Genomic DNA, 12,970 nt, shown 5'->3' with positions numbered 1-12,970 from the left:
CATCGTACAGCCGTTCAAAGACAAAAAAATGGGGGGCGTATCCGGTCGTACCGATGTGGCCAACACCTATACCAATACCCTGACAAAAATGCAGGCGGTAAGATACTTTATCGCCTTTCGGATCATGAAAGCGGCGGAAGGCTATTTTGACGCGGTAACCTGTTTATCGGGCCCGCTGTCGTGCTACCGGAAAGAGCTGGTGATCAAGCATCTGGACAGCTGGCTGAATCAGCGGTTTTTGGGAGAGAAAGCGACGTTTGGTGATGACCGGAGCATGACCAACTTTATTTTAAGAGAGAACCGGACGGGATATCAGGATACGGCAATCTGCAGCACGATCGTACCAAATCGTTACGGGGTCTTTTTAAAGCAGCAGATGCGCTGGAAACGGTCGTGGCTGAGAGAAACGCTGATCGCGGGCGGCTTTATGTGGAAGAAGGAGCCGTTTATGGCTTTGTCGTTTTACATGGGGCTGCTGGTGCCGCTGCTGGCGCCGGTGATTGTACTGTATAACCTGATCTACATTCCGGTGCTGCACCGGGTGTTTCCGCTGACGTTTATCCTGGGATTATGCCTGATGGCCCTGCTGATGAGTATGGCGCAGTTATTTCTGAGGAGAAGCTCGACCTGGGTGTTTGGACTGTGGTTTTGCCTGTATTATGAAGCGGTGCTGTTATGGCAGATGCCGGTTGCCTGGGTGACTTTCTGGAAAACGACGTGGGGAACGCGCCTGACGCCGGCCGATCTGGCGGAGCTGGCCAAAAAGCAGGGCAAAAGGCAGGAGGCATAGCCGATATTCGTGCGCTTGCAGGGCTTTACGGCTGTTTAATGGAAATAGGAAAATAAAGGGGACTAGTACCGTGTCAGCCCTAATTCAGTGAATACTGACGGTCTATTTTCCGCAAGCCTGCGTTGTCGTCGGTCAGCATACTCCCGGTATGCCTCCCTCCTCCGCCTTGTCTTACGAAAAATAGCCTCGCCATTATTCTACCGTTTTAAGGCTGACAAGGTACTAGTAAGTTTCGAATAGGCGGCCGGATGATCACCGGTCAGGGCGGCGGGGAGTGAGCGACATCGTCGGCAAATTTTTTAAAGCGGTTATTGTATTGCTGGTTATCGGCAGCTTAGCAGGCTGCAGCCTGGGTCCGCCGGAGGCCGGCGGGGAACCGGCAAAGCTGTCGGCCTGGTTGGCTTACTGGGATTTGGACGAGGGCGAAAGGGATTTGACAAGAGCGGTAAATAACCTCGAGAAGCTTTGTTATTTTGGGGCTTATTTTGATCAGAATGACCAGGCTTTTATTCCAGAATCGCTTAGGCGTAAAAAAAGCGATTTAACCAAGAAAACAGGAAAATATGAAACTTATCTTACCTTTGTCAATGATAAGCAAAATGCCGACGGATCGGTTGCGCTGAAGGATAGCGAGGTTCTCCGCCGCTTATTTGCCGATGAGCGCGCAATGGAACAGCACATTGACCAAATCATTGCCCTGACCTTGCAGGGCGGGTTTGACGGTATTGAGATTGACTATGAACGAATATGGAACGATGAAACAACCGGGCAGTCTTTTTTGCGGTTTGCGGACAAGCTTTATGGCAAAGCCCGGCAAAATAACCTGAAGCTGCGGCTGGTACTGGAACCGGGGGCGCCGTTTGCCTCCACCGGTTTTTTCCAGGGGCCGGAATATGTTGTTATGTTTTACAATCTTTACGGCTTACATAGCGAACCGGGCCCGAAGGCCAATCCGGCCTTTATCCGGAAAATCCTGACGGCAATGAATGCTTTGCCGGGAGAGAAAGCGGCGGCCTTTTCGACCGGCGGCTGTGTGTGGGGCGATAACGGAGAAAAAAGATTTTTAACGGAAGTGGAAGCAAAAACGCTTGCTGTAACCTATGAGCGTGAAGCAAGAAGAGACGATGAGAGCCGGTGCCTGGTGTTCGATTATCTGGATAACGGCGTTTGGTATCAGGTCTGGTACGCGGATGTTCAAACACTGAATTACTGGATTGCCATTGCCAAAGCGCAGGGGGTAAGCCGGATTAGCTTATGGCGTTTGGGCGGCAATACCGATATTGACCATGTGGAATAACAGCAGTCCGGCGGGGGACTGCGAACCGTTACGCCGTTTGTTTTTGCCAAATATCAGTGGCGCCGTTAAAGAAATTCTTTAACGGCGCCACTGAGTACCATCTGCCGCTGCGCCGGACAGGCGGGAATCGAGAATAAATTGCAAAATAAATTCTGCCGGCCGGGTTTTGTGTTAAAATGAGCATATCTTAATGTTATGGAGTGAGACGGACATGATTGAACTGTTGCAATTTTTTTATAGCACATTTTTACTGCCGCCGGGTATTTTTATTATTCTTCTGGTATTGTGCTGCCTGCAGGCTTATCGTTACTGCGGCAGGCTGCCGAAATTATTGACCGTCATTACTCTGACGCTGTATTTGTGCAGTACGCAATGGGTCAGCGATATGATCATCAGGCCGCTGGAATCGCAATATACGCCGCCGCTGCAGCCGCAGGGCGATGTGATTGTTCTGCTCGGCGGCGGCGCCCTGCCTGACATTGAAGGGGTTCACGGCCTTGGCCAGCTGTCCGGTTTTGCCGCCAACCGTTTACTGACGGCCGCGCATTTGTATCAGCGGTTAAGGGTTCCCATACTGGTGTCAGGCGGTCAGGTATACCAGACCAGCGGATGGGAGGCTGAGATTGCAAAATCTATTTTGATCGGGTTAGGGGTACCGCAAAATGAGATCATTGTGGAAAACCAAAGCCGCAATACCACGGAAAATGCCAGGTACAGCAAGGAGTTGCTTGACCAGAACGGATTTTGCCGGCCCCTCCTGGTAACCTCGGCCTTTCATATGGCCAGAGCTGTCCGGCAGTTCGAAAAGGCCGGACTAAGCGTTCTGCCGTTTCCGGCGGATTATCAGGCCAATGTCGTGCCGGTTTTTACTTTTTCGCAGCTGCGCCCCACGGCCGGGTCGCTGCAGACGGTCAGCCTGGCCGCGAAGGAGTACATCGGCCTTGGCGTCAGCAAATGGTATTAACGCAGGCAGTTCATATTGTCGCAAACAGCTTTGCTAACCCGACAATAAATTTTTTCATAGGCTTCCATCACCAGATCAACTGTTTCCGGTCTTAAGAGATTGCTGGTTTGAAAAGAACTGGCACCGATCAAGGCTGCTAAAATATTTTGTGATGAGTTCAATTGAGCGAGCACAATCTCTGATATTGCCGTTGGTTCGGTGATGATTTGTCTGTCGGACATGATAACTCCTCCTTACTTGAGTGATGCGTCTGTGTGTTTTTTTCTTGCTTTATTATATTGATGCTGTCTTTATTTGGTGCCTGAAGTTTTGTTCTCCGGCAGTGAGCGGAGGGCTGGTTTTTGACAAATGGTCAAAAGAAAAGTAAAATAATGAGGTGTTAAGCATGTGGCCAAGGCTCGGCGTAAGCCGGGTTTTCTCATGTGCTTTACTATACTGAGTACTCTGTACTGGAAAAGGAAAAAGGGTGACTATTATGGCAGCTGTGGTAAGGGATAAGGTCCGGTTTGTGGAGACGGACGCAATGGGGGTTGTTCATCACTCTAATTATTTTCGCTGGTTTGAGATGGGGCGGGTGGAATTTTTACGTCAGGCCGGAATTACACTAAATGAATTAATCGCCGAGGGGATCGTATTTCCCATCACCGATGTGGCCTGCAAATACCGGGCTTCAGCAAGATTTGACGATGGTATCCTGATTGAAACCCAGGCTGAAAAGCTTACGGCGGTAAAGATGGTTTTCAGTTATAGAATCGTGCGTGAGGCTGACGGATTATTGCTGGCAACCGGGCGAACGCAGAATGTATTCACCGACAGCCGTGGGAAAGTCATCAGACTGCCGGCTGTGTATTGCAATAAACTAAAAGCAGTTGAGCAGGTTTAAGTCAGGCCGCCTGTCGCATCATTCAGCTGTTGAATATAATGCAGAACTGTTAGGCAGAATAACTGTGACAAGGGAGGTGGCGCAATGGGAAATCATGCGCCCATCGGTATATTTGATTCGGGGATAGGCGGTCTTACCGTGGTCAAGGAAGTACGACAGATTCTGCCGCAGGAAAATCTTATCTATTTTGGCGACACTGCCAGAGCGCCCTATGGGTCGCGGTCCCCAGCGCAAATTTTAGGCTTTATGCACCAGATTTTAACATTCTTTGCCAGGCAACAGGTTAAGATGGCGATCTTTGCCTGCAATACCATGACTGCGCTGGGCCTGGAGGAAGCGCGGCGGAACTACCCTTTTACACTGGTCGGGATGAATACCGGCGTGATGCAGGCTCTAAAGGTTAGCCGCAATAAGCAGATCGGGGTGATTGCCACCCAGGCGACCATTGCCAGCGGCGCCCATTACCGGGCCTTTCGAGCGGCTGCGCCGCTGGCCGGCATTTATCCTCAGGCTTGTCCGGCTCTGGTGCCGCTGATTGAGCAAGGGATCATCGAGGGTGAGCAAGTTGAGCAAGCGGTGTTGGCAGCGCTTGCTTCGTTGAAGGCCGCCGGAATGGATACTTTGATTTTAGGCTGTACGCACTATCCGTTTATTGAGCGGACGATTCGGGCTGTTGTCGGTCCGGCGGTACATATGGTTGATCCGGCCAGGGCTACGGCAGTGGCGGCATATGAGGCGCTGGCCGCAGCGGGACAGTTAGCCGACACTGCCCTGACCGGCAGTGTCCGGCTGTGTGTTTCAGCCGGCCTGGACCGGGTGCGGCAGATGGCAGGTCTGGTTATGGATACAGGCAATGTCGGATTTGAAGCGGTAATTTTGGCGGATGCTGCTAAAGCCTGGTGTTAAGGCTGCGGAGGAGCAGTATTACGGAAATTCATCCGGCAGCAATTGTGGGATTCTGGGTTGGTGCAGTACTAGCCCTTACAGGGTTTTTTTGGTATAATTATATTACTGGAGTTTAGCGGATGGAGGCATAGCGGTGGATTTTTTCATTGGGTTGTTGGTTGCAGCCGGGGTCGCGTCACTGGCTATTTGGCTGTATATAGTCAAGCAGGGCGATGCTGAATTTGATTTTCAGGTAAATCAGGCGACCGGTTTTGAACTGGCTGAGCGCAGTGCTGCAAGCATTACGGTTAAGTGTAAAGTACCGTTTGTGAACAAAGGGACGCAAGACGGAACAATGATGGATTGTTATACCAGGCATCTGCTGCCATATGAGCAGTATGACGGCGTAGAAGTTTATTCACGGCTGGAGCTGGAGGCAGCGCCGCGGCCTGACGGATATTTTGAGGCGGTCATTGTACCAAAAAACACCGGTCAGACTGTTGTTGTCACCGTTAAGCTGACTGCGCGCAAGGGGGGCAATATCGAGCAGGCGCTTGCACAAATGGTGGACATGCCGATTGACATTGTATATCAAATTGTAGCGCGCAGTGACTGGTATATTAGCAAAACAAGGCTGCTGATGCCGGCTGCTGATATCCGTAAGGCGGCGGGGGCGCCGGCCGGTCCGCGACAGGAGGATAGACATGGCTGAACTTGAACTGATCCCGGTGCGTACCCGGATTTTAACCGACAAAGATAACATTGTGGATATTATTGAACAGTATGCTAAGGCTGATGTCGGCCCTGACGACGTTATTTCAGTGGCGGAAAGCGTTGTGGCAATTACCCAGGGCCGGATCACCCGCCCGGAAGACCTGAAGCCAGGGCTGCTGGCCCGGGTTATGTGCCGGTTTGTGCCGCAGAAGGGCAGTTTGTCCAGCGTCTACGGAATGCAGGCCGCAATGAACATGGAAGGCGAATGGCGGTTCTTTTTTGCCATGATTGCCGGCCTGCTGGCCAAGCTGGTCGGCAAAAACGGCGTATTTTATGAATTAGCCGGTGAGCAGGCCGCGCTGATTGATGATGTTACCGGCACGATGCCGCCGTTTGATAAGCATATTGTCTTCGGCCCGGTTAATCCGGCGGGTGTGGCCGAGCAGATCAAACAGCGGCTGGGCTGCTACGGGGCAACCGTTGCTGATGTAAATGATTTAAAACGTTCGCGGATTGTGGGGATATCGGCTGGGCTTGATGCCCGGCTGTTGGCAAAAACCCTGATTGATAATCCGTTTGGCAATGCATCGCAAAAGACGCCGATTGTCATTATCAAAAATTATGCCCGGGCGCAAGCGGTGGTTGCAGGTTAAAGGTGTTGCTAAGAGGATAGAATTGTGCTATCCTCTTTAACTATTTAGCGTTATTGCCGATGCTTTGGAGAAGAGGGATAACAATGCTGCTAGGCCTTGATGTAGGCGGTACTTTTTCCGATGCGGTAGTCATTGACGGCGGTAAAGTGATGCAGTATGCAAAAACGCCGACAACCCGCAAGCAGCTTTTAACGTGCGTTGTCGGGGCGATCGACCAGGTATTGGCCGGTTTGAAGCCTGAGGATATCACCCGGGTGGCGTTGTCAACGACCATTGTCACCAATGCGATTGTTGCTGATGAAATTGAAAGCGCGGCGCTGGTCATTCTTCCCGGTCCCGGGGTGGACATTGCCGGCTTATTGCCGGTAACGCCTGTAGTGTTGCCAGGCTATATTGATCATCGCGGGCGGGAAGCCGCCGCCGTCCTGCGGCGGGAATTAGCCGCAGCAGGAGGCCGGCTGAGCGGCTATGATTTATTCGCCGTTTCCGGGAAGTTTTCCGTCCGCAATCCCGGCCACGAGCTGCAGACAGCCGCCTGGCTGCGCCAGGACTTTAAACCGCGTCATATTACAACCGGAGCGGAGCTGAGCGGCGAACTGAATTTTTGGCGGCGAACGAACAGTGCTTATTATAATGCCGCAGTATGGCCCTGCTTTAACGAATTTCTCCGTTCGGTGGAAGCCGCTCTGCGGCAGCGGGGAATTAAGGCGCCGGTTTATATTTTAAAGGCCGACGGCGGCACCCTGCCTCTGGCGGCTGCCGGAAGGTCGCCGGTGGAAGCGATTTTTACCGGCCCCGCCGCCAGTGTGCTGGGCGTCATGGCGCTGGCGCGTCCCAACGTTCCGGCAGTCTCGCTGGATATTGGCGGGACGACAACGGACATTGCCTTGTGGGAGCATGGCTTGCCGGTGTTTTCCCGGAAGGGTGCGGCGGTTAACGGGTATCCCACCGCAGTCCGGGCGTTTAAGCTAAGCTCGGTTGGGGTAGGCGGCGACAGCCATGTTCGCTGGGACGGCGATCAGCTTGCGATTGGCCCTAAACGGCTGGGGCGGGCCATGGCGCTGGGCGGACCTGAGCCCACCTTGTCGGACGCTTTAATTGTAGCCGGGCTGGCCGGGTTTGGCGATCGGCAACTGGCCGGGCAGGCGATGCGGCGGCTCGGCGGGGACAAGCTGGAACTGCGGGCGATGGCCCGGCTGGTGGTTGACCAGGCCGTTCAGCAGATTTGCCGGGGCATCGGCCGGTTGATTGCCGACTGGAGCGCTGAGCCGGTATACCGGGTTGAGGACATTGTCCAGCATGACGTATTTAAGCCTGAACTGCTGATCGGGGTAGGCGGCGCCGCCGGCGGACTGACGGCGGCAATCGCAGACCAGATGAAAATACCCTTTACGGTTCCCGCCGGCAGTCCGGTGGTGAACGCCGCCGGGGCAGCCGTTGCCCGCCCGACTTTGGCGGCCACTTTGCGGGCCGATACGGCGGCGGGCAGTTATACGGTGGCTGAAAGCGGTGTTACAGCGCCAATTCCCACCGGGCGGTTTGGTTTGAAGGAAGCCCGGGGCTTAACCGGGCAATATTTGCGGGAACGGGCCGCCAAAGCCGGCATTGCTGTTGAGGCTAGCGAAATTGTTGCAGAGGAAGAATTTAATATCGTCCGCGGCTTTCGAACCGCCGGCAAAATTCTTACTTGTAAAATACAAATAAAACCCGGTGTACTTACTGCTGTTTCCGGGTTTTCCCGGGAGGTATGGCAGGATGGATAAGCTCGGTTTGGTTTTTTTTCCGGCTTTCGACTGGGCGATTAGCCCTACCCATCCCGAACGTCAGGAGCGGCTGCTCTATACCAGAGATCAGATTGTCGAAGAAGGCCTGCTGGATTTGCCGGGAATCAGGGAGTATAAACCCCGTTTAGCCGAATATGCTGATATCAACCGGGTGCATATCGGCGTGCCTGACATCAAGGAGCTGATTAGCGCAGCTCATCTGGTGTCGGCGGGCGGAGCAATAACCGCGGCCGAAGCGGTTATGAAAAAAGAAGTTGAGCGCTCTTTTGCCCTGGTCAGGCCGCCCGGCCATCATGCGATGCGAGTGGTGCATGGTACCAGGGGATTTTGCACAGTTAATATTGAAGCAATTATGGTGGAGTATCTGCGGCGTCATTATAACCTGGGGCGGGTGGCGATTGTCGATACCGATGTTCACCACGGCGACGGGACGCAGGATATTTTTTATCATGACCCGGATACCTTGTTTGTTTCCTTTCACCAGGATGGGCGGACATTATATCCGGGTACGGGCTTTATTGAAGAACTGGGCAGCCCCAATGCCTTGGGAACAACGATGAATCTTCCCCTGCCGCCAGGCACCGGCGACGAGGGTCTGCATTATGTGCTGGATCACTTGATTTTGCCGGTGCTGGCTGATTTTAAACCGGATATTATTATCAATTCCGCCGGCCAGGATAATCATTACAGCGACCCCTTGGCCAATATGGCAATTACCGCTCAAGGATATGCCGCAATGGCGGCCAAACTGCAGGCTGATATTGCAGTGCTGGAAGGGGGCTATTCAATTGAAGATGCGCTGCCCTATGTTAATGTCGGCATTATTTTAGCAATGGCCGGTTTACCTTATACTAAAGTGGTGGAACCGGATATCGGCCGGTGTCCTGCTCAGCCGGCGGCAACTGCGGCCTATTTGAGGCAGCTTGTCGAAAACTGGCGCGGGATATGGCTGAGCAGGCATAATTTAAGCCGTCAGGAAAAAGCTAAAGCCGGGGAGTTCTGGCGGCGCAAGCGTAATATTTTTTATGATGAAAGCGGTATTAATGAACAGCAGCTCGAAACAGTAAGGCTTTGCTCCCGTTGCGCCGGCTATTGTACGATTGCCACCGAAGCCGACGGACCTGCCTTTTCTTCGGGGTTTGCGGCTATCCTGCCGCGCGCGGTTTGCCCTTCATGCCGTCAGGCCGGTCGTGATGCCGTCCTGACGGCCAGGCGGCAGGGGCGGTATCAACATTATTTTTTACAGGATAAGGACCAGGATATATTGGAAAAACTTTAGGGTAATCCCCGCAGGAGGTACGAATGGCTAGACTTGATGGACGTAAGCCCGGGCAGATGCGCCAGGTGAAAATAACGAGAAATTACTTAAAGTATCCCGAAGGATCGGTATTGATTGAGGTCGGCAATACCAAAGTCATTTGCACAGCCACGATCGAAGAGAAGGTTCCGCCTTTTTTAAAAGGGGGCGGCGAGGGCTGGATAACCGCCGAGTATTCCCTGTTGCCCCGCTCTACCCAGGTGCGCAATGCGCGTGAGGCTGCCAGGGGCAAGGTTACCGGGCGAACGCAGGAGATTCAACGGCTGATTGGGCGCTCTCTACGCAGTGTGGTTGACTTAAAAGCGCTGGGTGAACGTACTGTCTGGCTGGATTGTGATGTCATTCAGGCCGATGGCGGAACGCGGACGGCTTCGATTACCGGCGCCTTTGTCGCTTTGGTGGATGCCGTTAATTCGATTTATACCAATGTGGAAAAGCCATTTCCCGTGAAAGACTTTCTTGCTGCCGCCAGTGTGGGTATCTTAAAGGATGGTACGGTGGTGGTGGATCTGTGTTACGATGAAGATTCCCAGGCTCTTGTTGATATGAATGTTGTCATGACCGGCAGCGGGCAGTTTGTTGAAGTGCAGGGAACTGGCGAAGAACGTCCTTTCAGCCGGCGGGAGCTGGATGAACTGCTGGCCGGGGCGGATAAAGGGATTGCTGAACTTATTGATTATCAGAAAGAAATTTTGGGACAGTTGTCCTGGAAGGTGGGACGTGAGCCGTGAAGGAAATTGTAATCGCCAGTAAAAATGCCGGTAAAGTCGCCGAAATTGCGGCCGCATTGCAGCATTTGCCGGTCAGGATTGTTTCGCTGGCTGAGCTTGGCGATGTTCCGGAGGCAGTTGAAAACGGCGCTGATTTTTCTGAGAATGCTTTAATTAAGGCCAGGTTTTATGCCGCCTCTACCGGTAAAGCCTGCCTCGCTGATGATTCAGGGCTGGAAGTTGACGCCCTGGGCGGCGAGCCGGGTGTTTATTCAGCCCGGTATGCGGGAGAAACGGCTACCGATGCGCAAAACAATGCCAAATTGCTGACGAAGCTGAAGGGGGTTGCCGACGAAAAGCGTACCGCCAGATTTCGTTGTGTACTGGCCTTTGTCGATACGGATAAACAAACCATTACCGCCCAGGGCGTCTGTGAAGGCGAAATCCTGGCGGCGGCGCGCGGCGCCGGCGGGTTTGGCTATGATCCGCTGTTTTATATTCCGGCGCTCGGGCAGACGCTGGCCGAGATCAGTATTGCCGAGAAGAATACCATCAGCCACCGGGGCGCAGCTCTCCGGAATATTGCCGAGAAACTGGCAGGCTATTTGCAATGAAAATCGGTGTTGTCAGCGACAGCCATGGCGACCGGCTGGCGATTCAGAGAGCCGCCGCCGCCGCCGGACCGGTTGACTTATGGCTTCATGCCGGTGACTGCAGCCAGGATGCAAGCGCGTTTGCCGGAAACAGTACCGTGGTGGCCGTGGCGGGAAACTGTGACGGCAGGGTTCCGGCCAAGCCGGATGAATTTATTGCTTTGGCCGGCCGGAAAATTTGGCTGACCCATGGGCATCGCTATCAGGTTAAGCAAAATCATCAGGAAATTATCTGGTGGGCGCGGCGCTATGGCGTTGATATTGCCGTATTTGGCCATACCCATGTGCCACTGGTTGAAAAAACGGATGGTCTGCTGCTTGTCAATCCAGGCAGTATTGCCCAGCCGCGCCGGGCGTATCCGACCTATGCCGTTATCGAGATTTCGGCTGACGATATGACCGCCGAAATCAGGGAACTAAAGTAAAACGAAGGTATTCTCATAAGCGCCGGGAGGCGCTTGTTTTTTTCGATGAGAGCAGACCTGATTTTGGCAAAGTGTTTCGGTAAGTCGTAAACCCGGTTTGGTGCATATAATATAGCGGAAGATCACGATTCTAGGGAGTGAGGGCAGTGGAGAATCATCGTACTATTATGAGCGGTCTGGGGCGCGCCGCCGGGATCGGCAGCCGTTGTGCGGCAATCCTGATTGACGGACTGGTTTTTTTGCCGGTTGCCTATTTAACGGCAGCCATTTTGGGGAATTCCTGGTCTGATGGTTTTGCTCTTGAGGGGCTATCCCTGTATCTGACGATGCTGTTGAGCTTTGCCTATTATGTCTACTTTGAAAGTGCTATCGGCGCCACGATTGGTAAAATGATGATTGGACTGAAGGTGGTTAAGACCGACGGAAGTCCCTGTGATGTCCGGTCGTCGGCCATCCGAACAATCTGCCGGCTGATTGACGGACTGCCGTTTGCCTATTTGCTGGGGGCGGTCATGGTTTGGCTGTCGCCTGTCAATCAGCGTCTCGGCGACAGGCTGGCCGGAACAGTGGTGATTAGAAAGCAGCCCTAAAAAACTGGTTTGGGCGGCAGCAGTATTACAAAGAGCTGGCGCTGTAAGAACGCCGGCAGAACAAAAGACGGCCGGAAGCCGTCACGGGTGGTAAACGCGGGTTCAGATCCCTTATTTTGTAAACAAGGGACCTGGCCCGCGTTTTTATCGCTTTTTTGGCCTCCATAAACGGGTTGGAGTTCTTTTCGGCGGTTTTGCCTAATTATTTTGCGGAATAACCTTGTTTTTTGTGTACAAATTTATTGAATTCTTCCGACAAATATGAGATAATAAATATGGAAAAATTGGATTAATGGATTAGTCCAATTGAAAAGAGGTGGCGTTCATGATCTTACAACGGCTTGGCGTGCCAATTTATATACAGGTGAAAAATTACATTATGGAAAAGGTCAAGTCAGGAGAATTTCCCGCAGGCGGGAAAATCCCCACAGAGCGGGAACTGGCCCAAACCCTGGGGATAAGCCGCAATACAGTCAGTACGGCCTATCGGGAATTGCTGATTGAAGGTTTTTTGGAAGCCCGTCAGGGGCGGGGGACTTTTGTCCGGCAAGTGTCGGTGGATGTTGAAGACAGCACAGCCGATTACGCTGGCAGCCGCCGGGAAAGAGCTTTGAAAATCATTGATGAAGCCATGGCCAAGGTGGTTGGGCTAGGCTTTACGGTGGATCAGTTTATCGCAATTGCCGGCATCCGGGCCAAAGAAAAGGATGAAGAGGTAAAGCAGCTGCGGGTGGCGGTGATTGATCATACCAGGGAGTATATTCAGCACTATATCACGCAAATCGGTCAATTAACCAAGGTCGGTTTTGAGGCTGTGGCGACGAAAGAACTGGTAAGCGGCGCTGTTCCGGTCGAACTTTTACATGCCTGCGATCTGGTGGTTACCAATGCTGAAAATCAGGCGCTGGTAACCGGGCTGATGGGCAACAGCAGCAAAATCATGATTGTGTCAACAACGCCTAATTTAGAGGCGGTGATAAAAATGGCGCGTTTACCGGCGGGAACTACAGCCGGCATTGTCGCCAGTACGAGGGAGTTTGCTGAAACACTGGGCGATCTTATGGCCAGAACTATGCTGGAAAACGTCAGTTTTACCACCTTGCTTTACCGCGGTGAGCGGGAAATGCTACAGAATTTTATTGCGCACCATCAAGTTCTGGTGGTTGCTGAGGCGCAGGAAAGCTTAGTGCGGCAATTGGCGATGGATAATCAGGCAATCATTACTTTTTATTATGAGATTGATCAGGGCTCTTTAAATCAGCTTGTCGCCCGTTTAATTGCTTAATTTTTTGCATTTTCACAAC

The 12,970-nt window shown here is 52.7% G+C and carries 15 protein-coding genes; 14 read left to right on the top strand and 1 reads right to left on the bottom strand.

Annotation, left to right across the window (positions count from 1 at the left end):
• The 3 genes from BLR06_RS18615 to BLR06_RS18605 all read left to right on the top strand — a co-directional run.
• The coding region (locus BLR06_RS18615; protein WP_423069641.1) for a glycosyltransferase family 2 protein at positions 1-790 on the top strand (790 nt) is incomplete at its 5' end.
• 274 nt (positions 791-1,064) lie between these two features.
• The gene (locus BLR06_RS18610; RefSeq protein ID WP_139164548.1) at positions 1,065-2,087 is read left to right on the top strand and encodes a glycoside hydrolase family 18 protein; all 1,023 of its coding nucleotides are present in this window, start codon (positions 1,065-1,067) and stop codon (positions 2,085-2,087) included.
• A 211-nt stretch (positions 2,088-2,298) separates the two neighbouring features.
• Complete coding sequence (locus tag BLR06_RS18605; RefSeq protein WP_092075086.1) at positions 2,299-3,051, top strand: YdcF family protein; 753 nt, start codon at positions 2,299-2,301, stop codon at positions 3,049-3,051.
• Here BLR06_RS18605 and BLR06_RS18600 read toward each other — a convergent pair.
• Positions 3,048-3,272 carry a hypothetical protein gene (locus BLR06_RS18600; protein ID WP_092075085.1) on the bottom strand — a complete coding sequence of 75 codons (225 nt, stop codon included), beginning with the start codon at positions 3,270-3,272 and terminating at the stop codon, positions 3,048-3,050. The genes BLR06_RS18605 and BLR06_RS18600 overlap by 4 nt on opposite strands.
• Positions 3,273-3,526: 254 nt before the next feature.
• Between BLR06_RS18600 and BLR06_RS18595 the strand changes: the two genes are divergently transcribed.
• The 11 genes from BLR06_RS18595 to BLR06_RS18545 all read left to right on the top strand — a co-directional run bounded on the left by BLR06_RS18595 (position 3,527) and on the right by BLR06_RS18545 (position 12,951).
• Positions 3,527-3,934, top strand: coding sequence for an acyl-CoA thioesterase (locus BLR06_RS18595; protein WP_092075084.1), 408 nt, complete (start codon positions 3,527-3,529; stop codon positions 3,932-3,934).
• An 84-nt stretch (positions 3,935-4,018) separates the two neighbouring features.
• On the top strand, positions 4,019-4,840 hold the full coding sequence (gene murI, locus BLR06_RS18590; RefSeq protein WP_092075083.1) for a glutamate racemase: 822 nt from the start codon (positions 4,019-4,021) through the stop codon (positions 4,838-4,840).
• Positions 4,841-4,973: 133 nt separating this feature from the next.
• Positions 4,974-5,531, top strand: coding sequence for a hypothetical protein (locus BLR06_RS18585; protein WP_092075082.1), 558 nt, complete (start codon positions 4,974-4,976; stop codon positions 5,529-5,531).
• Positions 5,524-6,186 (top strand): coenzyme F420-0:L-glutamate ligase, encoded by a 663-nt coding sequence (locus BLR06_RS18580; RefSeq protein WP_092075081.1) that lies wholly within the window; start codon positions 5,524-5,526, stop codon positions 6,184-6,186. The genes BLR06_RS18585 and BLR06_RS18580 overlap by 8 nt, the downstream gene beginning before the upstream one ends.
• A gap of 83 nt (positions 6,187-6,269) precedes the next feature.
• On the top strand, positions 6,270-7,949 hold the full coding sequence (locus tag BLR06_RS18575) for a hydantoinase/oxoprolinase family protein (protein ID WP_092075080.1): 1,680 nt from the start codon (positions 6,270-6,272) through the stop codon (positions 7,947-7,949).
• Entirely contained in the window at positions 7,942-9,249 is a 1,308-nt protein-coding gene (locus tag BLR06_RS18570; RefSeq protein WP_092075079.1) for a histone deacetylase family protein, read from the top strand. The genes BLR06_RS18575 and BLR06_RS18570 overlap by 8 nt, the downstream gene beginning before the upstream one ends.
• Positions 9,250-9,272: 23 nt before the next feature.
• Entirely contained in the window at positions 9,273-10,019 is a 747-nt protein-coding gene (gene rph, locus BLR06_RS18565; RefSeq protein ID WP_092075078.1) for a ribonuclease PH, read from the top strand.
• Entirely contained in the window at positions 10,016-10,612 is a 597-nt protein-coding gene (locus tag BLR06_RS18560) for an XTP/dITP diphosphatase (RefSeq protein ID WP_092075077.1), read from the top strand. Before rph ends, BLR06_RS18560 begins: the two co-directional genes overlap by 4 nt.
• Complete coding sequence (locus BLR06_RS18555) at positions 10,609-11,076, top strand: metallophosphoesterase (RefSeq protein WP_092075076.1); 468 nt, start codon at positions 10,609-10,611, stop codon at positions 11,074-11,076. The genes BLR06_RS18560 and BLR06_RS18555 overlap by 4 nt, the downstream gene beginning before the upstream one ends.
• A gap of 146 nt (positions 11,077-11,222) precedes the next feature.
• On the top strand, positions 11,223-11,666 hold the full coding sequence (locus tag BLR06_RS18550; protein ID WP_139164547.1) for an RDD family protein: 444 nt from the start codon (positions 11,223-11,225) through the stop codon (positions 11,664-11,666).
• A 325-nt stretch (positions 11,667-11,991) separates the two neighbouring features.
• Entirely contained in the window at positions 11,992-12,951 is a 960-nt protein-coding gene (locus BLR06_RS18545) for a GntR family transcriptional regulator (protein WP_092075074.1), read from the top strand.
• The last annotated feature ends 19 nt before the right edge of the window (positions 12,952-12,970 follow it).

Source organism: Dendrosporobacter quercicolus (assembly GCF_900104455.1).
In the GTDB taxonomy this organism is placed as follows: domain Bacteria; phylum Bacillota; class Negativicutes; order DSM-1736; family Dendrosporobacteraceae; genus Dendrosporobacter; species Dendrosporobacter quercicolus.
Note: the sequence above shows the minus strand (reverse complement) of the source record. Positions and strands in the feature narration are given on the sequence as shown.

Bases quoted from the DNA above. Each gene is read 5' to 3' on its own strand.
- BLR06_RS18605 (WP_092075086.1), top strand. From the start codon at position 2,299: ATGATTGAACTGTTGCAATTTTTTTATAGCACATTTTTACTGCCGCCG.
- BLR06_RS18600 (WP_092075085.1), bottom strand. From the start codon at position 3,272: ATGTCCGACAGACAAATCATCACCGAACCAACGGCAATATCAGAGATT.
- BLR06_RS18595 (WP_092075084.1), top strand. From the start codon at position 3,527: ATGGCAGCTGTGGTAAGGGATAAGGTCCGGTTTGTGGAGACGGACGCA.
- murI (WP_092075083.1), top strand. From the start codon at position 4,019: ATGGGAAATCATGCGCCCATCGGTATATTTGATTCGGGGATAGGCGGT.
- BLR06_RS18580 (WP_092075081.1), top strand. From the start codon at position 5,524: ATGGCTGAACTTGAACTGATCCCGGTGCGTACCCGGATTTTAACCGAC.
- BLR06_RS18575 (WP_092075080.1), top strand. From the start codon at position 6,270: ATGCTGCTAGGCCTTGATGTAGGCGGTACTTTTTCCGATGCGGTAGTC.
- BLR06_RS18570 (WP_092075079.1), top strand. From the start codon at position 7,942: ATGGATAAGCTCGGTTTGGTTTTTTTTCCGGCTTTCGACTGGGCGATT.
- rph (WP_092075078.1), top strand. From the start codon at position 9,273: ATGGCTAGACTTGATGGACGTAAGCCCGGGCAGATGCGCCAGGTGAAA.
- BLR06_RS18555 (WP_092075076.1), top strand. From the start codon at position 10,609: ATGAAAATCGGTGTTGTCAGCGACAGCCATGGCGACCGGCTGGCGATT.
- BLR06_RS18545 (WP_092075074.1), top strand. From the start codon at position 11,992: ATGATCTTACAACGGCTTGGCGTGCCAATTTATATACAGGTGAAAAAT.